The sequence below is a fragment of the Stenotrophomonas sp. 22LJNL06-5-1 genome (genome assembly GCF_056861455.1).
The window spans coordinates 1-23,672 of record NZ_JBSPUE010000003.1; the positions used below are offsets into that span (position 1 = coordinate 1).

Genomic DNA, 23,672 nt, shown 5'->3' on the forward strand with positions numbered 1-23,672 from the left:
GGCGGACCGCCTCGTCCCTCATGCCCTGAGTGATCTGTTTTGCCATGGGTCTACCTCGATGCTCGAAATTGATCCTATCGAGTGTCCAAATTGATTAGACCACCGCACCAGCTCCATAGAGCAATCAGAACTCTTGGAAGATTGGCTCACTGCAATCCGTGTACTTGATCGTGCACTGCCCACCGCCGTGAGCAGCACAGTACTTCAGAACCTCAGTGGAAACGGCCTCTCTCGTTGGACCGCCGGCCATTGAAATCAATCCTTTAGAGCCCGGAGCCGGATCCGCATAAGCGACGCACTGGTTTTTATACGTTATCCCTACAGAGCAATCTTTCGCACCATATGTCGCACAGCGGGACTGAGCCTCAGCGACGGCCTCGGCCTTTGATCTCTTTCCAACCGAAGCTCCCACATCACCGGTCACAACAGATCGGGATATGGCTCCCTAGGTCTTGATCCACCTACCTATCGCACGTGGCCCGGAGCTCCCCCCCCCCTGAGAGGCTGGAATCGGGGCACAGCCACCCGCACCCTGCCCGCCAATCGGATATTGGCCCGGAGGACACCGTCCTTCCGCCCAAGCCAGGTCGGACGTAAGTGCTAGAACTACCGCTAGAGTCGCCGCGAACCCATACGCCACTTTCGAACGCCTGATGATGTTCGAAATCCCACAACACCCGAAGGAAAGCTTTTCAACTGTCATCCAGAGCCAAATCCCGAAGAATCCACTAACAGCTGGCCATTCGCAGCCGATACAGTCACCCGCGCTCTACCAATCCGCAGAACGCAGAAAACCACGAGAAAATGGCTGCGATTGACAATGCGCAAGAACCTAAATCAATGTATCAACATCAAGCCAAGCCGCCGAACTTCCAGCCCATCTACGCAAGCCCTGGATGCACCTTCAAGCCCTAGGCGGCTCCGATGCGACCAATCAATCGACTTAAGAGAATCGAATACTTTGCATCGCTAGAACCTACGAAAAACAGGTTCAGAACAGTCTGCGTAAAAGACCCTGCACTTCTTTCCACTTGGATCTACGCAACCTTTACCCGCCAAGGAGATGGCTTGCCTTTTCTTAGGAGCCTTACCAACTGCGGATTTAGCCCCCGAGCCACCTGAAGAGGGAATCAACCACGCGACGCACTGATTTGAGTAAGAAACAGTAACCTTGCAGTCCGTGGCTCCTCCACCACCACAGCGCCTCACAGCCTCGGCAGCGGCGGCTTCTGCGGAATTCATTCCGGAGGCCATTCCTACCTCAGATGTAGCTTCGGACGCAGCGACTGCTCCCCAGGTACTTAACCATTCCCCCGTCGGCGTTGGAGGAAGTAGCGGTAGCTGATCCGAGCCACCGCTGTCGCCACCAGGAATCGGAGCACAGCCTCTGGCCCCCTGCCCTCCTATCGGATAGAACCCTGGCGGACAACTACCGCCTTCAGCAAGTGCGGACACAGGAGTCAGCAGCACCCCAAGGAAAAGGAGGAAAGAAAGCAGCTTCATCGTTTTCATCTCTTGCATCCAGTGTTCTACCCATTCAGCAACTGCTGTGACATCGCTCACCGAACTGGGGCGTTACCGAGCGACCCCGGCGTATGTACCGAGTTGCTAGTACCCGGCGCGATCTTCGGGATCGTAAGGCTCTGGTTACTCACGGATTCCTCTGAATTGGTTGGAGCCGCCGGCTTGTAGCTACCCGGCGGCTGCCCACTCGGGCCCGGCGCCTGCGCAACCGGGCTGCCACCTATCTGCGAATATGCCATGAAGCTACCCAAGGTACCCTGGAAGAACATCGCCGCCATTGGGGATAGTCAGAATAGTGTTCGTCAAGATCAAGCCCACGCCCCCCCTTCTGCGCCGCGCAGCGTCACCCGCAATGCTCTTCGCCAAAGTCCTCATCGACGGGGAAGCGCCTGCGATTGAGGGCCAGATGCGTCAGCATTTTTGACGCGCACGCAGCCCACTTCTTCGGGCACGGGGCCGAGCTCCCGAATTCAGCTTCGAGAGTTCATTTCATGATGGCCCCTGCCATTCAGATCCCTCTACCAAAGTGCGATAGGTGTTGGACGTCGGATGTGTCAACCCAGCTCCATAGAGCAATCAGAATTCTGGGAAGATCGGCTCACTGCAATCGGTATATTTGATCGTGCACTGCCCACCACCGTGAGCGGCACAGTACTTCAGAACCTCAGTGGAAGCAGCCTCTCTCGTTGGGTCGCCGGCCATTGAAATCAAGCCTTCAGAGCCCGGGGCCGGATCCGCGTAAGCGACGCACTGGTTCTTATACGTTATCCCTACAGTGCAATCCTTCGTACCATACGTCGCATACCGGGACCGAGCCTCAGCGACAGCCTCGGCCTTTGATCTCTTTCCAACCGAAGCTCCCACGTCAACGGTCGCAACAGAACGGGATATGGCTCCCCAGGTTTTGATCCACCTACCTATCGCACGCGGCCCGGACCTCCCTTCACCCTGAGAGGCTGGAATCGGGGCACAGCCACCCGCACCCTGCCCGCCGATCGGGTACTGCCCAAGAGGACATCGCCCTCCGGCAGAAGCTACGTTACTCCATCCCAAGATCAAGATTGACAAGTTTGAACTGAGAACAAACTGCGACAGCGGGGCTGACAACTCGGCCTTCATGCAACGGACACTCAGAAAACGTCATACGCCTGAAGAGCCCCAGCGAGCAATCCCCAGCGCTCATCCACTAGAATTTCTGGAATTCAGGTTCAGCGCAATTCTCGAAGATCACCTGGCAATCGCTGCCCCCGCCACTCTCACATTGCTTCAATGCACGGGTTTTTGATTCTTCAACTGTCGGCGAGCTACTGAAAAGAGTTCCCCCTGTCCCCGACTTGGGCACCACTGCAACCGCGCACTGATTCTTATAGGTAAAAGCAACTTTGCAGCCGCTAGCCCCCCCTTGCGCACAGACTGCTTCGGCCTCCATCGCAGCCAAAGACTTACTCTTCTTTCCTGTCGATGCACCGGATGCGCCGCTTGGGGATAGCGCAATGGCACCCCAAGTCTTTATCCAACGGCCGGTTGCTTTGGGCCCAGTATCCGCAGCAGCTGCGCCGCCAGGTATAGGAGCACACCCACCAACGCCCTGTCCACCGATGGGATACTGACCAGGTGGACACCGCCCCTCTGCCCGGACCGACTCAGACGTGAGCGCAGCACCCGCCACCACAATTGCTGCGACCAAATATGCTGCCATTGAACGCCTGATCATACTGGGAATCTCCTAACACCCAAAGCAGAGAGTTTTACTTAACGGGCAGATCCGAACTTCCCGTCGGTCAAGCTATTGCCATCCTTAGCCATTGGAATGACAGGCGTGCTTGCACGATTTGTACTATTGCTATCAACATGCCCACCACTCGCCGAAGGCTTATCCGGCGTGTAGTAGCTACCCGGCGGCTGCCCGCTCGGGCCGGGCGCCTGCGCAACCGGGCTACCACCTATCTGCGAATATGCCATGAAGCTACCCAAGGTACCCTGGAAGAACATGGCCGCCATTGGGGGCGCAGTCAGAATCAGGGTCGTCAGGATCAATCCCATACCGCCCTGCTGCATCGCCTGACTGGTCATGCCGTCACTGGACGCACCCATAAGCGGGAACTTGTTCACAAGTGCCGTCACCCAGAACGAGGCGGACACGCGGATTACCATGTCCAAGGCGATCGACACCATGGCCGCCAGTACCGCCATGGAGAACATGGTTCCAATGCCGTAGAACAACCATCGCTGGAACAACTGCTTGGTCTGGTCGAACAGAAGGCAAAGAATGAACAACGGCCCGAATCCGATGAACAACGCCATTGCTACTTCGTAGAGAAGAAGCATTGAACCCGCAGTCACCGCTGGACCGCCGGTGCCGAGGCCGATGAACCACATGGCCCGGGTCTTGTCTTCCTGCAATCCAGGGTCATTCAGAATCTTGATGCCATCAATGCTGGACAGTGCCACCTGCATCCAAGCCAGACTCTTGTCGATCTGCTCTTCCGGCTTCTGATCCTTGCCAGTGACAACGTGGGTGATCAGGCCCTTCACGTCCTCGGTCAGGAACTCATGAAGATCGCGCCCGAACATGCCCATGCTGGTGGCAACGGCCACAATCAACGCTGCGCGCGCCATGTTGGTTACCAGGACCATCATCGAGTCGCGACTGCGGCCTGTAACGATTCGATAGCCTTGGATCAGCACCCACAAGGTCATGAGGGTCAGCGCGATGCCGCCCACCCACGCCATCATGTTGTCCATCAGGTCGAAGCCGAACTTGCCGATCCTCTCCCGCAGATAGTCGAGGATGAGCTTGAAGAACACGAAATCACCGATCGACTGGACACGCGCAACGTGCCCCATCAGATCCTGGAATCCGCCCGAAAAATCAAAGTTGGCAATCGACCTGATCGTCATACCCGCATTCCCTTGGTAATACTGCAATCACATGAGGAGCAACGCCAATGCGTGCACCCTCGGTGTTCCATTCCATGCATCAGTCGACGGACAGGGCCGCCTTCAATGCAGCCGTCTTGACCAGATCACTGGCAATGGTCTTCATCGGGTCGCCCTTCAACGCTGCCTGGGCGACAACCTTCTGATTGGCTTCCATCACCTCGATGTAGGCATCGTAGGCCTTCTGCTGTGCCTCGAAGGACTTGGCCTTGGCAGCCATGTCGTTCGCGGTGCGCAACGTGTCGTTCTGCGTTGCATTGACGTTGCCGAGCAGATTGCTGACATTTCGCTGCTTTTCGATTGCATCGAGGCTATCGAAGAACGACGGCATCGTCTTGAGCATGAAGTCCACCGCATCGTTGTACTTGCGGTTCTGCATCATCCGGATGTTCACGCAGATCTGTTGCTGCTGATCTTTCCAATCGCCCTTGAAATTGAAAACGACCCGGGTCGCGAGAGTCTTCAGGTCGGTGCCGATTCCGCAGGTCTCGGCAACCAGATAATTGGGTGGCACCGGCGTCAGCGGGGCGGAATCCGGCAACCCGAAGGAATTCACGATGCCCTGAATCTGGACCATCGTCTCCTGGTACTCCTTGATCGTCTGCGCCCAGTCCCGTGCCCACTGGGTGTTCTCCTTGACGAACTGGTACTTCTCCTGAAAACGGGCCTGGTACGTATTGATCTGATTGAGGATGTGCTGCCACAGCGCAGGACCTGTTTCCTGCACCGGGCCGATGGCGCCCGCATTGGTCGCTGTGAGGGCCAAGGCAACGCCGAGCACCTTGGCCATCGGCTTGAGTACCTTGCGGGCGCTGGCCCGACGCTTGACGCTGTTCATGGGAAAACTCCTGTTGTTCTGATTGACGTCCACTTGCCTGTCTCCTGCTCGCACGGCCATCAGGCCGCGTCGGACCGGGGTTCCTTTCCCGATCCCTTCCGGTTCTTGTAGAAATCTTCCAGCCACTGCTCCGGGCTGAGCTCGTCTACAGTGACGCGATTGCGGACCGCGGCCGTCTGCAGGACCCGATGCATGACATCGATGTTGTCGGTCGAGGCCGAGATCACCGACAGGATGTCGTCCATGCCACGCAGGTTGAGCTGGCACACGCTGGAAGCATGGCCCTGCTTGACCAGGAAGCAGCGCGAGCGCTCGTCCAGTGCGGTCACCACCCTGAACTCCGCCTCGGTCAGCTTAAGGCCATCCATGTAGTCGCTCTTGCTGGCATTCGGGTTCGGCAGCAGGATCAGCGTGGCGGTCTGCTCGATCAGGGCAGCGGAGATATCACTCTTCAGCGCGTCCTCCGGGCTCTGCGTGGCGAAGATACCGAGACCGTTCTGCTTACGGATGGTCTTCTGCTTGTTCTTCGCGAACTCCTTCAGGCCCCCTTCGCCGTCCAGAATCTTCCAGAATTCGTCCATCACATAGATCAGCGGACGACCGTCGATCAGCGACTCCAGGCGGTGCAGCAGGTAGTTGATCACCGGTACGCGCACTTCAGGATTGTCGATGATGTCGGTGTAGTCGAAGCCGATGATGTTGGCCTTGCTCAGGTCAACGGTATCGATCGGATTATCGAACACCCAGCCCAGCGAGTTGCCCGAGGTCCAACGGCGCATGCGCGCGTAGAGGCCATCGTCGCCCATGTTGGGCAGGCTCTTCTGGAAGTTGGTCATGCTGCGCAGGTGCATCGGCGTATCAAGCATGCTTTCCACCGCGCGATAGATGTCTTCTTCCTCGCGGGCGCTGTACTCGCGCTTGCCGGCCAGCACCTTGATCAGGTCGGCCAGGAACTGCACGTTGGCTTCATTGTTCTCGCACTGGAACGGGTTGAAGCCGGTCGGCGCGCCGTTTTCCAGGGCGAGATAATTGCCGCCGCAGGCGCGCACGAAGATTTCCGCGCCGCGGTCCTTGTCGAAGAAGAAGATGGTCGGCGACGGCTCGTACTTCTGCACCTGGCTGAGCAGGAAGTTGATCAGCGCGGTCTTACCCGTACCGGACTTGCCGATCACCATGGTGTTGGCGATCGCCTTCTCACCCAGCGAGTTTTCCGACGGATGGGTCGCGTGGAAATTGAAGTAGTACGGCTGGCCGTTGGTGGTCTGCAGCGTGGTGACGCAGTCGCCCCACGGGTTGTTGTGCTGCTTGCCGGTAGCGAAGTTGTGTAGTGGCGACAAGCCCAGGAAATTCAGCGAGCTGACGTTGGCCAGTCGGGTGCGGTAGCGCCAGTTACCCGGCAGCTGGGAGTAGAAGGACGACGTAACCGCCAGGTCTTCCTTGGTCGACACGAAACCGGCATTGGAGAGCTCGGCGCGGGTCGAGGCGACGTTCTGCGAGAGCTTGGCCTGGGTGTCGCCGTAGACCGCCATGATGAAGTGGTATTCACCCAGCACGAAGTTACCCGACGACAGCTGATCCATGGCCTGATCGAGCTCGACGATCTGGCTGACCGCCTTGTCGCCGGACGAGATCATCATGCCCTTGGTGCGATCGAGCACCTTCAGTGCATCCTGGCGCCCCATCGGGCTGAACGAATGGGTGATGACGTACTCGTAATCCAGATACTTCAGGCCGTTGAGGATGCCCGGGTAGGTTCCCTCGGCATACTCCTTGATGTTCAGGATGGCGCCGAAATGATTGGCACCATTCGGGGTGTTGATTGCGAAGTCACCGGTCTTGGCCGAGAACATGTGGCGGCTGACAGGCAGGTAATCCTTGATCGGTGCCGACAGCACCGGCACCGGCTCGTCGATGCGATTGATCAGGTAACCGAACAGCTCCAGCGTTTCAGAGAACACCACGCCATTCTTGGCTTCGTACATGCCCAGGCGATACGGCGCGTAATCGCGGATCACGGCCTCGACGTTGCCGGCCAGCTCCATCAGCTTCTCGATCGCCTGCTCCTGCTCGGCGCGCAGCTTGTCCACGTTCGCCGATTTTTCGACGAAGCGCTTACCCGTCACCACCGGGCGGTAGATCATGGTCAGGTACAGCTCATTCTGCATGATGCGCTGCGAGGACAGCATGCCCATGTACTGGTCGGACACATCCTGGTTGAAGCGCTGCTTGTAGCTGCTCTTGCCCTTCAGCGTGCGGCGGCGACGGATGTCATGCACCCAGAAGGCAACGTTGACGAAGTCAGGGGCGCGCAGCGTCTGCAGCAGGCGGTTGAACGTGTTGTGGCGATGCTCGAGCTCCCACTCCTCACGGCCGACGAACGGCAGCCCTTCCAGATGCCAGGTCAGCAGGTAGTCGCCGCCCGTGGTCTTGACCACGTTCGGGGCAACATGCGACGACAACGGAATGAACTCACTGATGGAGGTGTCAGGGCTGAACATACGACTGCTTCCAAAGAGGTACTGCCAAGGAGTTTCAAGAGACCTGGCGGGCGCGGACGCCCGCCAGGCCGGATCCGGACCTCAATCCATTCGGGCCGGCTTGTCGCGGTAATGGTTGGGGTTGAACACCCACATGCCATCGTGTTCCTGCACGTTGCGCACCTTCAGCTTGAACATCAGGCGCAGACCCAACAGGCGGAAGATCATTTCGTCACGCTTGGCCATGTGCCGCATGATGAAGACCGCCACCGGAATGGTGAGCAGGAACCAGAAGTTCGTGTACATGCTGAGCAGCAGAAACCCACCTGCCACCATGAAAAATGGCAGGTAGGGGACGCCCAGGAACATCGCTGGGCGCGTGCAGCCGCGGAACACGACGTTCTTATGCACTGTAGTACTGGATCGCGTTGTTGATCAGGTAGTAAGTGGTGCTGGTGCCACCACCGCACTTGCCGTCGCTGCCATCACCCAGCAGCATGCGGGCGATCTGGCCTGCAGCGCCGATCAGCACGCCACCGATCAGGATCGGGGCGACGTCAGCGATGCGCTTGTGCGCGAAGGCGATCTGGTAACCAGCGAAGATCACCGCGATGGTGACCACCGCAATCGAGGCGATGTTCAGTAGGCCGTTGATGTTGTTGAAGAAGCCGCAGACCTTCTTGTCGGTGCCGCCGAAGTCGGTGGCGCCGTTGGCGAAGACTTGCGGGGCAAACAGTGCGCCGACGAACAGAGTGGCCATCAGCAGGGTCTTCAGCGTGCGCTGGGCCTGGACGAGGTCGAGATTGGATCGCTTCATGGATTGATTTCCTTGTTGATGGACTAACACAACTGAATCGACCAGCCGGGGGACTGGCCGTACCACGACTTCGTCAGAACACGAAGGCCGCATCCCCTGCGGGAATCTGCTGCACCGGTGCGGACTGTGCCGGTGCGTTATATGAACTGCCATTGCCGGCCACTGGCTGATTGCGCTCATTCCAGGGCCGCAGCATCACAGGGCCCTCGTTGCTGCCACCTGCAGCACCTGGCAACTGCTGCGGCATGGCCATCGCCTGCGCCGGACCCTGCTGAGGCAGCTGCTGCGGCATGCCACCGGCCTGTTGCTGCGGATAGGCGGCCCCTTGGGTGGGCTGCGCCTGCGGCTGCATCATCCGATCCACCGAGCCCAGTACCACTTTGGAAAGCGCCTGGTCGGCCATGTTCAGCAGGCTGCCCCGCGCCATTGCACCGGTGGACGGATACACGACATACGCACGTGCCGGGTCTTCCGACGGCACGTACACCGGGCCACTCGCCTGCGCAACAATGCGCGCCTGCGCCGGCGAAGCGAGCTGCGGGTGATGCTCGACCTTCACGCTGCGGCGTTCGCCGCGACTCACCACGTCGATCGGTGCAACACCATTGCTGGCAAGCTGCTGCCCGCGGCGCATCGAGTCATAGACTTTCTGCACGTAGCCGTGACGGAAGCCGGTCTCGAAATTGCCCGAGTAGTAGCAACTGAATGACTTGCCCCAGTCACCACCGGAGCGTTTGTAGCACTCGGCGAGAATCCGAGAACCCGCTTGCAGGTTCGGGCATTGCTGGAAAGCCTTCTCGTAGGAATCCAGGCCGTACTTGCCCAGGTTATAGCGATTGACCTGGGCCAGCCCGATGGAGAAGTTGTAGCCTTTCTCTTCCAGCATCCGAACCGTCGCCAGCGCCTCGTCCAGCGCCTTGGGCTGGCGCACCAGAGCGCCGCCGACTACGCCGATGGCATAAGGGTTGCGTGACGATTCAACGTTGATGACGTGCTGCATCACGTCCATCGACACCGCCATCTCCGGGCACGCCATCATCTCCAGTCCTGGCAGCATCCTTCAGCCCTCCTGCCCCTGGGTACGCCCAGGATTGAAATCGATACCGGTGATGTAGCGCGAACCGGCATGCGCCTTGATATGCACGACGATGTCGATGGTCATCATCAACAGTCGCTTGATCACGTTGAACTCCAGGCCCGAACCTTCGGTGGAGGCCTTCACCATGAGGGCCAACTGGTCCCAGGTCTGCTCCGGACTGCCTGCATGGCAGCTGGTGATCGAACCCGGGTGGCCCGATGCGCAGTTGCGGATGAAGTAGAACGCCTCGTCACCGCGCAGCTCGGCCAGGATGATGCGTTCGGGCTTCATGCGCAGGCAGGCTTCCATGCAGCTCTTGGCGCTGACATTGCTGGTGCTCTGTCCGCCCTTGGAGTACAGCAGGTGCACCACATTGGGTTGGGTCAGAAACAGCTCGCGCGCGTCCTCGATCGTGACCAGGCGCTCGTTGTCCGGGATATGATTGACCAGCGCTTTCATGAAGGTGGTCTTGCCGCTACCGGTCGCACCGGATACCACGATGTTCTTGCGGTACATCACCGCACGCCGGAAGAACTCGGCGTACTCGCGCTGCTGGCGCAGTTCCAGCAACTCGCGATCCTGCTCGCTGATGCTGCCATCGCTTTCCAGGATCTGGTTGAAGAACCCATCTTCGTGATACTGGCTGAGCGACTTGGTGTGCTTGGACGGCAAGCGGATGGTGATTGACACCTTCCCAGCGTCACACGCCGGCGGAATTACGAACTGTGCGCGCTGGCCGGTGGGGAACGTGAGCGAGACCACTGGATCGGCATCAGTGATGCGCTGACCGGTGTTGCTCTCGTTCACCACCGCCGTGCAGAACTGCCGGGCCCGCTCGAAGGTCAGGCCGGGCACATCCACCCGCTGCCACCCCGCCCGGGTTTCCAGATACAGCTCACCGGGACGGTTGATGCAGATTTCCGTCACCTCCGGCGAGGTCATGTACTCGGCAATACCCAGCACTTCGTATTGATAGCGCAGGAAATCGCTGGAGACGAGGGCAAGGGGTGACACTTCAGCGTCCATGATCGTTCGTTGTTACCGGCGGGGATGCAGCACGCTCGTGAAGTCGACGTCCTTGGCGACGTACACATTCACGATGGTGCCTTGGTTGATGGTCACGGTCGGCGGGCGACGCTGGCTGAGCGATTCGTTGGCCAGGCGTTCCATGGTGCGCGCGGTGGCACTCTCATAGGGTGACTGGATGGTCATGCCGTTGTTGGCCACCGTGGTGGTTTCCGGGCCATGTTCGGCGGCGGCATACTTGAACGCATCAGCCAGCAAGCTGATCATCAGCGCCGAGGCGATACGGCTGCCCCAGTGAGCGCTGTACTGGCCCGGATGGCCTGCGCCACCCAGCTGATCAACGCCCGGGCTGGACATGGCCACGTCGATGCCATTCGGCGTGGTGATGCGGTCCCAGATCACTTCCACCCGCTTGCCGGTAGGACCACCGCCATAGGCGCCATAGATCTTGGAGCCCTTCGGCAAAAGCAGGTTGCGGCCGTTGATCGAGTACACCGGCTCGGTCACCAGGCACGAGGTGTAGCCCGCGATGTCGGTGATGATGCGGGTCTCCAGTACACAGCGCAGATAGGTTCCTCGCACCAGCAGCGCATCGGGGCTGCGGATGTAGCTGGCATTGGACACGTCATCCACGTCGGGGCCACGACGCACGCGCGCGGGCGCTGCATTCTGCTGCCCATTCATCTGCTGCAGCATTGCCCGCGTGTATTCGTCCATGCCCGCCTGCTGCGAGCGCTCCTCATCCTGTGAACCGCCATTGCCAACGAAACCGTCGGCACTGGCACCCATCCGACGTTCGGCAAGCGTCGGACCACGAGGGCCTGCGGAGCGATCTTCCAACGTCACTGGCGGCTCCGGGCGACTCGGCCCCAATGGAGGCGGCGGCAACATCGGAATCGGGTCAACCGGCTGCATCGCCTGGGCCGAACCCGGATCGGTCTGGACAGCATCCGGCAGCGTTGGCGTGCTCGCGCGTGCAACATCCGGCACCTTCGGCGCATCGTCCTTGTCGTGGCCCTTGCGGAACAGCAACAAACCCATGGCCACCAGCAGCACCACGATGCCGCCGAGGAACAGAAGCGCCTTGCGGTTCAACCGCTGCTCTTCGGCCGAGCGCAGCTGCGGCGCGGCCGCATCCAAGTCCGGCGCAGGCTCGGCTTGGGTGGTGCCAAAGTACGGATTCGACTGCGCGTCCGAGGCGCCCTGTGCGCCGTACGGGCTCTGGCTCTCGTCGCGTCCGTTGTTCGGGTCGTTTCCGGGAGTGTTCTGCTGGCTCATTTCTTCACGTTCCTTCGCAGGCCGACGACGAAGTCGCCGTGGCGGATGACCAGGTACGGGTAGGTCCCGTGCACGATCAGCGTATTGCCTTCAACCGTGGTGTTGACCACGAAGTCTTCACCGTATTCCGTTTCACGACCGAACACGGCCGGGAAGATGCCGGTCTTGTACTCCGGCGAGTTCGGCAGCTTCAGATAGGTGAAGCGGCCATCGTCGTAGGCGTTGACCGGGATCAACCACCCCATCTTTTTCGCCTTGCTGGTCGAATAGGAGTAGTTGAAGTTGTATTGGCGGTCCTTGGCCAACTCCGAGCTCAGCAGCGGCTGCGCCTCCTCTTCCACTGCCTCCTGGGCGACGCCGAACACGGTGTCGTTCGGATAGACGAAGGCGATCTTGTACTGCACGCCTGCACGACGGGCCTGTTCCAGCTGGCGCCAGTCGGTGGCCACCACCTTCAGCTCGAAGATGTAGGAATGGGTCTCGGTGCGCACCATCATGTTGGTGTCGACGTCGACGTTCTTCGGCTTGAGATAGAACACGTTCTCGCGACGGGTCAGTTCCCAGCCGCTGCTGAAGCCGGTGCTGTAGTCGAGGATCTTCTCGTTCGGGCTCAGTTCGATCTGGGTGGTCAGGCCCAGGCCGGTGCGAACCGGATAGATGCGGTCCTTCTCGTACTCGTAGTGGTCCACCGCCTGCGCCATCGCCGCTGCTGAAAACAACAGCGACAACATCGACAGCAGCGCCAGCGCGCTTCCCCTGATATTTCGACTACTCATCGGTTGCTTGCTCCATCAGCAGTTCCGGTGGAATTGTTCTGCGCCGGCCTCATGGCCGGCTGTCCGGGCATGGCTTGCCCCGGCGTTACTTGCCCCTGCACCGGCTGACCCGGCATGGGTTGCCCCTGTACGGGCTGACCCGGCACCGGCTGGCCCGACATCGGCTGACCCGGCGTCGGACCATTGGCAGGCACGGCGACCGGCTGACCGGTGGCCGGATCGATCATCGTGGCCGCGGCCGGGTTGTTGGGATCGTAGACACCCTGGGCCTGCTGCGCGGCCTGTGCAGCCTGCTGCGCCTGCGCCTGCATGGCGCCGTCATCCGGCACCGGGACACCACGGGAATAGTCGTTGTCGACGCGATACTCGGTGACCTGGAAGGCCAGCGGATTGAGGATGCGATCCTGCTCGGACAGCGCCAGGTTCTGGTTGTAGCCGAAGCGCATCGTCACCAGCTGGTTGTCCAGGTAGGTGGCAACGCCAGTGCGCTTGTCCAGCAGGCTGCGCTGGATGCGCACCGACGCGCCGCGGAAGCTGCCGTTCGCTTCGGCGCCCAGCGGCGTGATGCTGAGGATCTTGACCCGGATGGCACGCTCGCGGCCATACATCACGAACGGATTCTGCGGGTTGTTGCTGGCATAGCGCACGCGCATGGACTGCGCCACCGGATCGGTGGACATCACGAACACCAGTTCCCAATCGCGCAGGCCCATCACCGCCGAGTCGTACGACTCGCGCGCCAGCACGTACTGGGCCACATTGCTGCGATTGATCGCTTCGTTGGTGGTGATCGTCTCGCCCTGGAACGTGCCACTCAGGCGCGCGACCGTCGCGGTACCGGTGTACGCATCGGCCATCACCAGGAACGGCACCTTCTCCTTCAGCGGCAGCATGTAGTAGTAGCCGCCCGCCAGTGCGAGCGACATCAGCAACGAGCCCGTGGCGACCCACCAGGCACGGCGCTCGCTGCGACGCGCCATGTCGGCCACGGTGATCTCGTAGCTGACCGCCTTGGCGACCGACTGCTCGACCTTGGGACTGTTGCCGGGATCCTTCTTGCGGAACATGGATTCTTCCGTACTGCTGAAACATCAATGGGCATGAAGCCCCTGCGACAGGCGCGGGGAGCGGCACGTTCGATGGTTTCGAGGTGGACTCAGGTGCCGCTGTTGGAATCAGCGCCCTGCGCCGACGCGGTGGGCGTCGAGCCAGCGCTCTGCACAACGATCTGGTTGCCAACAATGGAGACGGAGATGCCTTGCGCCGAATACGCCGAAGTCAGATCGATCACGGCCTGCTGCGCATTGGTGGTGTCGATCTTCGAGACCGCGCCGTACAGCGTGAAGTCCGAGTTGAGGCGGTAGTCCAGTGTTCGTCCGGAATCCTTGGCCCAGCGCTCGAGCATGGCTTTGAGCGTGCCATCCATCGGCGAGGCCTGGTAGACGTAGCTGGAATACAGCGGGATCTCGGTCGTCGCCACGGCAAAGCGGTTGACCGGCTTCCAGCGCCCACCGAAATCGGGGGCGGACTTGGTGGCACACCCTGCCACCATCAGCGCCGCGACTGCGGCGATGGAGATTTTCGCGATAAACGCCTGATTCATACGGGCTTCACTTTGACGTACGAAAAAGCAGTCCCGAGCGTTGGTTCCCTGGCCGTCCGGCGCTGCATGGCGCACGCCGGAATCGGGGAGACGCGCTGGCATGCAGCACACCTGCCCCGGCTCCCCTGCAGCCCGAGAGCTGCCAACCAGGTCGCGGGGCCGCCAGACACTGCCGACGACACACCCGCACACCCTCACCAACGTCGAAACCATCCTTGTTTCCATGGCACAAACTCCTGGCCACCCTGCGTTACAACTTTTGCCATCCAACACACACTTCTGGATGACGAACACAGAGTTACACAACCACGCGTCAATTCCATGTCAGACAAGTCTGAAAATCCATGAACAGATGCCGAATTTTTGACTCAGCTCACTGTTTCACGTCGATGAATATGAATCTACGTCACAAATTTAGCGGCGTGAATTAGACGTTAAGCATCGGAACGTCGACCTTCGGCAGCAGCCGCGATGTGAAATAGCGATCCTTGTAATAGCGGATCTTGTCGCACTTCACCGGATGCGGTATGCCCTCGTAGAGGAATACTTCCTTGTCCGGCCCCATCGCCTTCAGCTCCTGCGGCAGCATCAGTGCACGCCGCTCTTCGGTGAAGTTGTGGGTCTTCTCGCGGGCATGGGTGACGTTCTTCTTGCGGACGGTGGTGTAGCCCAGCATGTCCGAGTAGTCGTTGGCGTCCTGCTGTTCGCGCGGCGCGTAGAGGATCTGCAGCGCGTGGTTGGTGATGATCGTGCGTGACACTTCCCGGCCGTAGGTGGCGTCAAGCTGGGACATGCTCTGGATGATCGGCAGCAGGCGGATGTTGTAACCGGCCATGTAGGACACCGCCGAGGCGATGATCTCGACCTTGCCGATCGAGGTGAATTCGTCCATCAACAGCAGGCACTGGTACTTCAGGTCCGGGTTGGACTTGGGCAGTTCCTTGGTATTGAGGTTGATCAGCTGGCTGAAGAACAGGTTGATGATCAGCCGGCTCTCGGCCAGCTTGTTCGGCTGGATGCCGATGTAGATGGTCATCTTCTTCTTGCGAACGTCGGTCAGCAGGAAGTCGTTGCTGCTGGTGGCCTTGTCCAGCACCGGGTTGATCCAGGGATTGAGCGGTTCCTTGAAGGTGCCCAGGATCGAGGCGAAGGTCTCATCGGCCTGGGACAGCATGTTGGCGAACGCCGAACGCGCGTTGGCGCTGAGGAACGACCGCTCCGACAAGGCCTTGAGGTACTTCTTCAGATCGGTGCCGTCGCCCGATGACAACCGGTAGACAGCGCCCAGCGTGGGCGTGCCCGAGCCGCCCGGGAAACCGCTGCTGCGCTCGTCGTCCCAGTTTTCGAACAGATACAGGGTGAAGGCCATGAACGCGTTGCGCGCCTGGCTGACCCAGAATTTCTGGTCCTCGGCCCCGTCCGGATACAGCATCGCGGCAATGCTCATCAGGTCCGACACCCGGAATGCCGGGTCATCGGAGACATAGCTGAGCGGGTTCCAGCGGTGCGTGCGCCGATCCTCGGCGAAGGGATTGAACAGGTAGATTTCCTGCCCTTGGCTGGCACGCCAGCCACTGGTCAGGTCGAAGTTCTCCTGCTTGATGTCCAGCACCACCAGCGATTCGCCGTACTCCAGCAGGTTCGGGATGACCACGCCCACGCCCTTGCCTGAACGGGTAGGTGCCGCAAGGATCACGAACTGCTGGCCGTCCAGCCGCACCAGCTTGCCGCCATGGCTGCCGACCACGATGCTCTGGCCGGTCTTCTTGAACATGCCGTGCTTGGACAGGTCGGCGCCGGTGGCGAAACGCGCGTCGCCATGCAGCGAGCGCTTGTCCTTCTTCAGCAGCAGCACCAGGCCGGTCACCACCAGTACCAGCAACGGCAGGCCGAAACCGAGATAGCCGGCCCACTTGATCTTGCCCACGAAGGGCGCGACCTGTGGCTGGTCCAGTGCATTGAAGTACTGGTAATAGGTGTTCCAGGTGAACAGCTTGGTGTCCAGCCCCAGCAACAGCAGGGTCAGGTAACCGGAAAACACAAAACCAAGCAGCAGGGTCGCCAGCGTGATGATGGCGATGAGCAGATACTTCTTACTGGGCAACACCCGAATCCTCCATGATGCGCACGAGGGCGCGACGGCCTAGCGGCGGCGCCAGCGCGACGCCTTCTTCCGCAGGTGGTTTTCGTTCTCCAGCCCGGGCTCTTCGCCCTCTTCACGCACCCGTTGCAACAGCAGTTGGCGCGCTTCGGCCAGTGATACCAGGTCGGTCAGACGATCCCCATCGTCGGCGACGACCGCATGGCCGACCACATCGCCCGGAGCGTACACCGGCGCGTAGGACACCGCTACCAGCTGATAGCGGCCGCGCGTCTCCAGCACATGCCTGAACTCCTGCATCGACATCCTCCTTGTTCCAGCATTCCACAGCCCCTGCACGTCCATCATGCCGACCACCGTGTCGTCATCACATGCAGGACGCCGGCAACCGCGGGCCGCACGCGCTGCAGCACCGAGCCCATGCCCGGCGTGCCGCAGTCCCATCGATCAAACACTGATTTACCCCCGGCGTGGCTGCTGCTGTTGCGGTGCAGCAGTACAATATCCGGCTCCCCGCCCCCATCGCGCCCCCGCATGAGCCCCAACTCTTCCCTGGCTGCGCGGCTGACGCCCCGTCAGCGCACCTTGATCATCCTTGCCCTGTCCCTGGGCGGCTTCGCCATCGGTACCAGCGAGTTCGCCAGCATGGGTCTGATGCTGGAGATCAGCCGCGGCCTGTCGATCTCCGAAACCCAGGTCGGCCACCTGATCAGCGCCTATGCCATCGGCGTGGTGGTCGGTGCGCCGATCCTCGCCTTCGTCGGCGCCAGCTTCCCTCGCCGCAAGCTGCTGCTGGCACTGATGGGCTTCTATGCCGTCGGCAACCTGGCCAGTGCACTGGCACCGAACTACGGCACGATGCTGATCGCGCGCTTTGTCGCCGGCCTGCCGCATGGCGCCTACTTCGGCGTGGCGATGCTGGTGGCGGCGGCAATCAGCCCGGCCGGGCAGCGCGGCCAGGCGATGTCGCGGGTGTTGCTGGGCCTGTCGATTGCGATCCTGGTCGGCAATCCGCTGACCACCTGGCTGGGCCAGCAGTTGAGCTGGCGCACCGCCTTTGCCCTGGTCAGCGTGCTGGCCGTCGCCACCGTGGCGATGATCGCGCGCTTCCTGCTGCCGGACCCGGACGAAGTGCGCACCTCGCCGATGCGCGAACTGCGCGCCTTCAATACCACCCAGGTGTGGCTGGCGCTGGCGATCGGCGCCGTTGGCTTCGCCGGCATGTTCTGCGTGTTCACCTACCTGGCGCCGACCCTGGTGCAGGTCACCGGCGTGGCCGAATCGTGGATGCCGCTGGCGGTGGGCGTGTTCGGCATCGGCGCCATCATCGGCAACATTGCCGGTGGCTGGCTGGTCGACAAGTTCCACTTCAAGGCCGCCGCGGTGGTGCTGCTGTGGTCGATCGTGATGCTGCTGCTGTACCCGCTGGCCGCGCAGTCGGTGTGGACCATCGGTCCGATGATCATTACCGTCGGCACCATGGGCGCGCTGGCGGCGGTACTGCAGACCCGCCTGATGGACGTGGCCGGCGAAGCGCAGACCCTGGCCGCCGCCTCCAACCATGCCGCCTTCAATACCGCCAATGCACTCGGCCCGTGGCTGGGTGGCATGGCGATCAGCGCTGGCTTCAGCCCGGCCAGCACCGGCTATGTCGGTGCGGCCACCGCAATCGGCGGCCTGCTGCTGTGGTGCGTGGCGGTGATGCTGGACAAGAAGCGCAAGGCAGCCGGCGTGGGCAGCCACTGACCTTCGCGCCGGATCGTCAGCTGCTGCCCGCGCGGCGGCGGCGATCCGGCCGCAGCAACGCCGTATCGCCGGCCGCCAGCGTCGGTCGCGCCAGCTCACCGCGCTGCACGCGGTCCAGCACCCGCCGCGAATTGGCCGCGCAGTCGATGCCCTCCGGCCGTGCCTGGATGTCCTCGATCAGGGCCAGCAGGTGCGCCCGGCTCTGTGCCAGCCGCAACTGCAGCGCCTCGATGTCGGCCACCTTCTGCTGCAGCATCGAGATCAATGCGTCGTGCTGCCACTGGCCCATGTCCGGTGGCAGCAAGGCGCGTACTTCCTCCAGGCTGAAGCCGGCGCGCTGCGCACCGGTAATCAGCTCAAGCAGCAGCACCGCCTGCTCCGGGTAGTCGCGGTAGCCGTTGGCCTGCCGCTGGACCACCAGCAACCCGGCCTCCTCGTAAAAGCGGATGCGCGACACTGCCAGGCCCGTGCGGCGGGCGAGCTCACCGATTTTCATCTGCCTGAATCCTCGACATCGGAACCTGTTGACCTTCAATCAAACTTGAAGGTTAGCGTAGCGCCATTCCCCTGTCCTGGAGCTGTCCGATGTCGCTGTTCTCGCCCCTGGCACTACCCTCCGGTGCCGTCATCCGCAACCGCATCGCCAAGGCGGCGATGGAAGAAAACATGGCCGACGCCGACCACGCCCCCTCCGAAGCGCTGCTGCAGTTGTACCAGCGCTGGGCCGACGGCGGCGCCGGGCTGATCATCACCGGCAACGTGATGGTCGATGGGCGCGCCATGACCGGCCCGGGCGGCGTGGTACTGGAAGACGACCGTCACCTCGACCGCTTCACCGCCTGGGCGGACACTGCCCGCTCTCGGGGTGCGCAGATGTGGATGCAGATCAATCACCCGGGGCGGCAGATGCCGGCCGCACTCGGCCAGCCTGCGCTCGCGCCGTCAGCCGTCGCGCTGCAGATGGGCGCGCTGTCCAAGCAGTTCGCACCGCCGAAGGCGATGACCGAGGACGACATCGACGCGGTGATCGCGCGCTTCATCCGCAGTGCCGAACTGGCCGAACGCGCCGGTTTCAGTGGCGTGGAGATCCATGCCGCGCACGGCTACCTGCTCAGCCAGTTCCTGTCGCCGCTGTCGAACCACCGCAACGACCGCTGGGGTGGCAACCTGCACAACCGTGCGCGCCTGCTGCTGGAGATCGTGCAGGGTGTACGCGCGGCCGTGGCGCCCACGTTCGTGGTGGCGGTGAAGCTCAACTCCGCCGACTTCCAGCGGGGTGGTTTCTCGCCCGAGGACGCGCGCGAAGTGGTCGAGATGCTGGCCCCCCTCGGCGTGGATCTGGTCGAACTGTCCGGCGGCAGCTATGAAGCACCGGCCATGACCGGCGCCGCACGCGACGAACGCAGCGTGGCCCGGGAAGCGTACTTCCTCGAATTCGCGCGCGAGATCGCCACGGTGGCAACGATGCCGCTGATGGTCACCGGCGGCATCCGCCGCCGCGAAGTGGCAGAGCAGGTGCTGGCCAGCGGCGTGGCCATGGTCGGCATCGCCACCGCGCTGGCGATCGAGCCGGATCTGCCGCAGCACTGGCAACAGGGCCGCGATCCGGTGCCGACACTGCGCAACATCAACTGGCGCAGCAAGCCGCTGGCGGCCAGTGCGCACATGGCCGCAGTGAAGTATCAGCTGGGCCGGTTGAGCCGGCGCCGCCCCACCGCACCCACGGTCTCTCCGGTATGGGCACTGCTGCTGGCACAGGCGGCCGCAAAGTGTCGGACCCGCCGCTACCGGCGCTGGATCGGCGCCCGCGCCATCGCACATTGAGCCGCGCGGCCTTCTCATTACCGCAGCGATGCTCCACCATCTGCAGGATCGGCGGCAGTTCCGCCGCCGGTCGCAGCAGGGAGATGGAAGCCACGTGGCAGCAGGATCGACCAAGAACCGCGAGAAGCTGCTCGACGACCTGCTCTCGCTGGGCCGCAACTGGGCACTTGCCATCGCCATCGCCGGTGCCGGGGCCGCTGTCCACTACAACGAATCGGTCTACGAGGCCGGGCTCTGGCGCGGCCTGCTGCCCACGCTCTGCTTCCTGGTCGCGATCATCTGGATCGTGCTCAGCATCATCCGCTTCGACCTGACCATCCAGCAGCACTTCGAGCGCAAGCTGTCACGCTGGCTCAGCCGCCTGCTCTATGTCGTGCTGCTCGGTACCGGCATCACCGCCGTGTTCTTCGTGACCGAACTGGCGTCCAACAACCACATCGCAAGAATGTGCGACGCCGTGGCCAACGAACCGGCCAGCCGTATCCACAGGTCTGCCGAGTGCCAGCGCCTGTATCAGCATCGGGCGGCTTACAGGCAACGGCTGGAATCGGCCGAGGGCGAATTCGACTGAGGCCTGCGCCGGCTGCGCATCGCGGGCGCGAAAAACACATGGCGTGGATATGCGGTCGGGCACAGTGGCTGCGCCTCCCTTGCAGCGAACGAACGCCGCCGACATGCACCACCCGCCCGCCCCTGCCCGTCACGATGCCATCGCTCTGCAGGCAGGCATGCTCGGCAGTGTGCTGGGCGTGACGTTGTTCAAGGCGATCGCACTGTCCACACTGGCGAGTGGATCCTTGATGGTGATCGGGCTGTGGCTGCTGGCCTGCGGGCTGCTGGCTGCCTGGGCACTGGCCGCCTGCCTGGCCTGCCTTGCGCTCAGCCGGCGCGTATTCGTGCTGATGCTGGCGCTGAGCATGATGCTGATGATCTGCGTCGCCTGACATCGGCAGGCGCCGGACTATCGCGCATCTGTTACAGAATAACAAGTGTGATTGGACGGATTGCGCGCGCCCAGGGTCACAGATTTGAATTCCATGGCCAGCCCGGCACCACCCGAGACCTCCCCATGCACCTGCAGCCCCTGCTTCGCGCCTCCCTCACCGCCGTTGCCCTGGCCTCGCTCAGCGCCTGTGCCACCTATGACGACAGCAACATGCATCAGGCCTGCCAGGAGTCGCCGCATCTGAAGGACCTGCCGCGCGAAGTGGCGGCCCGCGAGAGCCGCTGCAACAAGAGCATGGAAGTGTGGTCGAGCGAGCGCAAGGGCAGTGACAGGCCGATCGACCTGAGCGGCAAGAAGAAGGATCTGTAACCGCACCCGGCGCAGCCCACATCGGCTGCGCCTCCGCCCTGTACGTCAGCCAGCCTCCGGCAGTCCGAACCCGCGCTGCAACGCTTGGCGCAACCCTGCCTGATCGCCTCCCGCATCGCAGGCCCACGCGACAATTCCATCGGGCCTCACCAGTACCGCTCCCAGGCCCAGCGCATCGTCCACCGCCGAGGCAATGCGGGTAATCGGCTGCCGCCAACGGTCGACGGAGTCGTACAAAGCGCCGTTCTCATCGGCCACAAGCAACACCCCCTGCCCGTTCCTCAGCACCTCCCCCATGCGGCGACCATCGGCCAGCAGGAAGTCCGGCACGCTGCGACCGACCAGTGGATGGCCATCGCCCAGATCGAGCTGTTGCGACACGCCCCAGACCCGTTCGGCCAGATAGGTGGCGCCATCGCGGGTGCCGGCCAGATCGGCCATCACCGCCGCCAACGCGCGCGAACCGGCGCCAGGACGCATCAATGCAACCTGCGCGCGCGACCAGTCCAGTACTCTGGCGCCAACCGGATGCCGCTCCGCGTGATAACTGTCCAGCAGCGCCACGCCAGCGTCACCGCGTACCACACTGGCCAGTTTCCAGCCCAGGTTCATCGCATCGCCGATGCCCAGATTCAGGCCCTGCCCTCCCAACGGGGAATGCACATGCGCAGCGTCGCCTGCCAGCAGCATGCGGCCGTTGCGATAGGCGCTGGCCTGGCGCGCGCCATCGGTCCAGGTGCTGTGCAGATGCAGCGCGGTGATGGTCACGTCGCGGGCAGACACACGCCGCAGCAGCGACTGCGCTTCGTCCAGCGCGAGAGGCTTTCGATGCCCGGCACCGCCATCGAAATCGGCAAGCGCGAGCACACCGGGTGGATTGAAATTGCACATGCCCCGCGCGGTGTACTGACGGCCCGGGGTCAGCACGCCGGGATCCTCCAGATCGACCAGCAGCGAATGACCGGTGAATTCGGGGTCGGTGCCGATGAAACTGAAATCGCATTGCTTGCGCACCGTGCTGCGGCCTCCGTCGCAACCTGCCAGCCAGCGACCACGTACCACTCCGTCAGCGGTCTCGATCTCCACTGCGGTTGCACCGGCGCGCACCGCCAGTACCGCACGCCCGCGTTCGATGCGCACGCCCAGCGTGGTCGCACGTTCGGCCAGCACCGTTTCCAGGGCCTGCAATTCCACCGCCATCTGGGTGCCCACCAGCGTCGGCAGGCGCCAGGTCCAGCGCGTGCGGTCGACGTCGTCCAACGCAAACGGTATTCAGGCGAAGTGGCCGCCCAACGCCCGCGGTTGCGCCAGCCAATGAGCGGTGCCGGGCGGCGGCGCGCCCTTGTCGGGCTTGAGCACCTGTGTCGCGGCGACCGCGTCCAACAGGCCGCGCCGATCCAGTGCCTCCAGCGTGGGGGCGTTCAGGCCGCGCAACCCGAATGGCAGGCGCTTCAACGGCGAACCGGCGGACCCGGCCTGTTCCAGCACCAGCACCGAACACCCGGCCTGGGCCAGTTCGCAGGACAGGAACAAGCCAACCGGGCCAGCACCGGCAATGACGACGTCGTACAGCATGGGAATCCTTGTGAGCACCGGGTCGGCGCTCTGGCAGGTCAAATGTTACACTCGGTGTACGTTTCCACAAGTGAACCGCCCATGACCCCGCCTGCTGGCCGTCGCGAACAACGCAAGGCCGAGACCCGACAAGCGATTTCGGACGTCGCCACCGAGCTGATCATCCGGCGTGGCTTCGAGGCCGTCTCCATGTCCGAGATCGCCGAAGCCGCGGGCGTCTCACGCAAGACGGTCTTCAACTACTTCGCCAGCAAGGAAGACCTGGTGTTCGATCGCGATGAGGAGGCGCGCACGCTGCTGCGCGAGGGCATGATGGCGCGCAGCGGCATGACCCCGCTCGCGGCCTTCCAGTCACTGGTTCGTGAGTTGCTGGAGGCTGGCCATCCGCTGCTGCGCATCAATACCGGCGCTGCCGCCTTCTGGGGCACCGTGGCGGAGAGCCCGGTACTGGTCGCGCACGCGCGACGGCTGCAGGCGCAGTTGACTGACGATCTGGCGCGACTGATGGCCGACGCTGCCGGCCGGCCTGCACATGACGCCGAAGCGCGATTGGGCGCGGCCATGCTGCTGGCGTCGATGGTGACGGCCTATGAGAAAGGACTGGCAAGCCAGCTTCGGGGCGAGGACCCGCGCGAGGCCATGCTGCAGCTGATCGTGCGCGGTGCCACCGGGGTGCTGGTGGCCTTGGCGGGCACCCCGTATACGGACCCCGGCGCGCGTCCATAGCGCATTCGGGGGATAGGTTTCGAAGTGT

26 protein-coding genes are annotated in these 23,672 nt (G+C 62.4%); 6 read left to right on the forward strand and 20 right to left on the reverse strand.

Going from position 1 to position 23,672, the window contains the following annotated elements:
- Positions 1–124: 124 nt before the first annotated feature.
- From AC13GF_RS08280 to AC13GF_RS08360, 17 genes are all read right to left on the reverse strand, one after another.
- A complete protein-coding gene (locus tag AC13GF_RS08280) occupies positions 125–439 on the reverse strand; it encodes a DUF4189 domain-containing protein (protein WP_483004529.1) in 315 nt (104 codons plus the stop codon).
- 530 nt (positions 440–969) lie between these two features.
- The gene (locus AC13GF_RS08285) at positions 970–1,521 is read right to left on the reverse strand and encodes a DUF4189 domain-containing protein (RefSeq protein ID WP_483004299.1); all 552 of its coding nucleotides are present in this window, start codon (positions 1,519–1,521) and stop codon (positions 970–972) included.
- 579 nt (positions 1,522–2,100) lie between these two features.
- On the reverse strand, positions 2,101–2,643 hold the full coding sequence (locus tag AC13GF_RS08290; protein WP_483004300.1) for a DUF4189 domain-containing protein: 543 nt from the start codon (positions 2,641–2,643) through the stop codon (positions 2,101–2,103).
- A gap of 67 nt (positions 2,644–2,710) precedes the next feature.
- Entirely contained in the window at positions 2,711–3,238 is a 528-nt protein-coding gene (locus AC13GF_RS08295) for a DUF4189 domain-containing protein (protein WP_483004301.1), read from the reverse strand.
- 38 nt (positions 3,239–3,276) lie between these two features.
- Positions 3,277–4,425 (reverse strand): TrbL/VirB6 family protein, encoded by a 1,149-nt coding sequence (locus tag AC13GF_RS08300; RefSeq protein ID WP_483004302.1) that lies wholly within the window; start codon positions 4,423–4,425, stop codon positions 3,277–3,279.
- A gap of 79 nt (positions 4,426–4,504) precedes the next feature.
- Entirely contained in the window at positions 4,505–5,302 is a 798-nt protein-coding gene (locus tag AC13GF_RS08305) for a hypothetical protein (RefSeq protein ID WP_483004303.1), read from the reverse strand.
- Between the two features lie 59 nt (positions 5,303–5,361).
- The gene (locus AC13GF_RS08310; protein WP_483004304.1) at positions 5,362–7,800 is read right to left on the reverse strand and encodes a VirB4 family type IV secretion/conjugal transfer ATPase; all 2,439 of its coding nucleotides are present in this window, start codon (positions 7,798–7,800) and stop codon (positions 5,362–5,364) included.
- An 81-nt stretch (positions 7,801–7,881) separates the two neighbouring features.
- A complete protein-coding gene (locus AC13GF_RS08315) occupies positions 7,882–8,190 on the reverse strand; it encodes a VirB3 family type IV secretion system protein (RefSeq protein ID WP_483004305.1) in 309 nt (102 codons plus the stop codon).
- Positions 8,183–8,596, reverse strand: coding sequence for a TrbC/VirB2 family protein (locus tag AC13GF_RS08320; protein ID WP_483004306.1), 414 nt, complete (start codon positions 8,594–8,596; stop codon positions 8,183–8,185). Before AC13GF_RS08320 ends, AC13GF_RS08315 begins: the two co-directional genes overlap by 8 nt.
- A 73-nt stretch (positions 8,597–8,669) precedes the next feature.
- Positions 8,670–9,653, reverse strand: coding sequence for a lytic transglycosylase domain-containing protein (locus AC13GF_RS08325; protein WP_483004307.1), 984 nt, complete (start codon positions 9,651–9,653; stop codon positions 8,670–8,672).
- A 3-nt stretch (positions 9,654–9,656) separates the two neighbouring features.
- The gene (gene virB11 / locus AC13GF_RS08330) at positions 9,657–10,700 is read right to left on the reverse strand and encodes a P-type DNA transfer ATPase VirB11 (protein ID WP_295557556.1); all 1,044 of its coding nucleotides are present in this window, start codon (positions 10,698–10,700) and stop codon (positions 9,657–9,659) included.
- Positions 10,701–10,712: 12 nt separating this feature from the next.
- Entirely contained in the window at positions 10,713–11,978 is a 1,266-nt protein-coding gene (locus AC13GF_RS08335; protein ID WP_483004308.1) for a TrbI/VirB10 family protein, read from the reverse strand.
- Entirely contained in the window at positions 11,975–12,754 is a 780-nt protein-coding gene (locus AC13GF_RS08340) for a TrbG/VirB9 family P-type conjugative transfer protein (protein ID WP_257471426.1), read from the reverse strand. Before AC13GF_RS08340 ends, AC13GF_RS08335 begins: the two co-directional genes overlap by 4 nt.
- On the reverse strand, positions 12,751–13,821 hold the full coding sequence (locus AC13GF_RS08345) for a VirB8 family type IV secretion system protein (protein ID WP_483004309.1): 1,071 nt from the start codon (positions 13,819–13,821) through the stop codon (positions 12,751–12,753). Before AC13GF_RS08345 ends, AC13GF_RS08340 begins: the two co-directional genes overlap by 4 nt.
- An 89-nt stretch (positions 13,822–13,910) precedes the next feature.
- Complete coding sequence (locus tag AC13GF_RS08350) at positions 13,911–14,357, reverse strand: hypothetical protein (protein WP_010484845.1); 447 nt, start codon at positions 14,355–14,357, stop codon at positions 13,911–13,913.
- A 427-nt stretch (positions 14,358–14,784) separates the two neighbouring features.
- Complete coding sequence (locus AC13GF_RS08355) at positions 14,785–16,464, reverse strand: type IV secretory system conjugative DNA transfer family protein (RefSeq protein WP_483004310.1); 1,680 nt, start codon at positions 16,462–16,464, stop codon at positions 14,785–14,787.
- Between the two features lie 36 nt (positions 16,465–16,500).
- The gene (locus tag AC13GF_RS08360; protein WP_029379975.1) at positions 16,501–16,758 is read right to left on the reverse strand and encodes a hypothetical protein; all 258 of its coding nucleotides are present in this window, start codon (positions 16,756–16,758) and stop codon (positions 16,501–16,503) included.
- Between the two features lie 234 nt (positions 16,759–16,992).
- Between AC13GF_RS08360 and AC13GF_RS08365 the strand changes: the two genes are divergently transcribed.
- Positions 16,993–18,204, forward strand: a complete 1,212-nt coding sequence (locus AC13GF_RS08365; RefSeq protein ID WP_483004311.1) for an MFS transporter — start codon at positions 16,993–16,995, stop codon at positions 18,202–18,204.
- A 16-nt stretch (positions 18,205–18,220) separates the two neighbouring features.
- On the opposite strand, the gene AC13GF_RS08370 is transcribed toward AC13GF_RS08365, so the two are convergent.
- Entirely contained in the window at positions 18,221–18,700 is a 480-nt protein-coding gene (locus AC13GF_RS08370; protein ID WP_483004312.1) for a MerR family transcriptional regulator, read from the reverse strand.
- 89 nt (positions 18,701–18,789) lie between these two features.
- Between AC13GF_RS08370 and AC13GF_RS08375 the strand changes: the two genes are divergently transcribed.
- The 4 genes from AC13GF_RS08375 (at position 18,790) to AC13GF_RS08390 (ending at position 21,343) form a co-directional block, all read left to right on the forward strand.
- The gene (locus AC13GF_RS08375) at positions 18,790–20,028 is read left to right on the forward strand and encodes an NADH:flavin oxidoreductase/NADH oxidase family protein (RefSeq protein ID WP_483004313.1); all 1,239 of its coding nucleotides are present in this window, start codon (positions 18,790–18,792) and stop codon (positions 20,026–20,028) included.
- A 94-nt stretch (positions 20,029–20,122) separates the two neighbouring features.
- Positions 20,123–20,599 (forward strand): hypothetical protein, encoded by a 477-nt coding sequence (locus AC13GF_RS08380; RefSeq protein WP_054172024.1) that lies wholly within the window; start codon positions 20,123–20,125, stop codon positions 20,597–20,599.
- Between the two features lie 103 nt (positions 20,600–20,702).
- A complete protein-coding gene (locus tag AC13GF_RS08385) occupies positions 20,703–20,972 on the forward strand; it encodes a hypothetical protein (RefSeq protein WP_483004314.1) in 270 nt (89 codons plus the stop codon).
- Positions 20,973–21,097: 125 nt separating this feature from the next.
- Positions 21,098–21,343, forward strand: a complete 246-nt coding sequence (locus tag AC13GF_RS08390; RefSeq protein ID WP_126930129.1) for a hypothetical protein — start codon at positions 21,098–21,100, stop codon at positions 21,341–21,343.
- Positions 21,344–21,388: 45 nt separating this feature from the next.
- Here AC13GF_RS08390 and AC13GF_RS08395 read toward each other — a convergent pair whose 3' ends face one another.
- Entirely contained in the window at positions 21,389–22,603 is a 1,215-nt protein-coding gene (locus tag AC13GF_RS08395; protein ID WP_483004315.1) for an FAD-dependent monooxygenase, read from the reverse strand.
- 12 nt (positions 22,604–22,615) lie between these two features.
- Entirely contained in the window at positions 22,616–22,918 is a 303-nt protein-coding gene (locus AC13GF_RS08400) for an FAD-dependent oxidoreductase (RefSeq protein WP_483004316.1), read from the reverse strand.
- Between the two features lie 81 nt (positions 22,919–22,999).
- Here AC13GF_RS08400 and AC13GF_RS08405 point away from each other — a divergent pair, with 81 nt between their 5' ends.
- Positions 23,000–23,644, forward strand: coding sequence for a TetR/AcrR family transcriptional regulator (locus tag AC13GF_RS08405; RefSeq protein WP_483004317.1), 645 nt, complete (start codon positions 23,000–23,002; stop codon positions 23,642–23,644).
- The last annotated feature ends 28 nt before the right edge of the window (positions 23,645–23,672 follow it).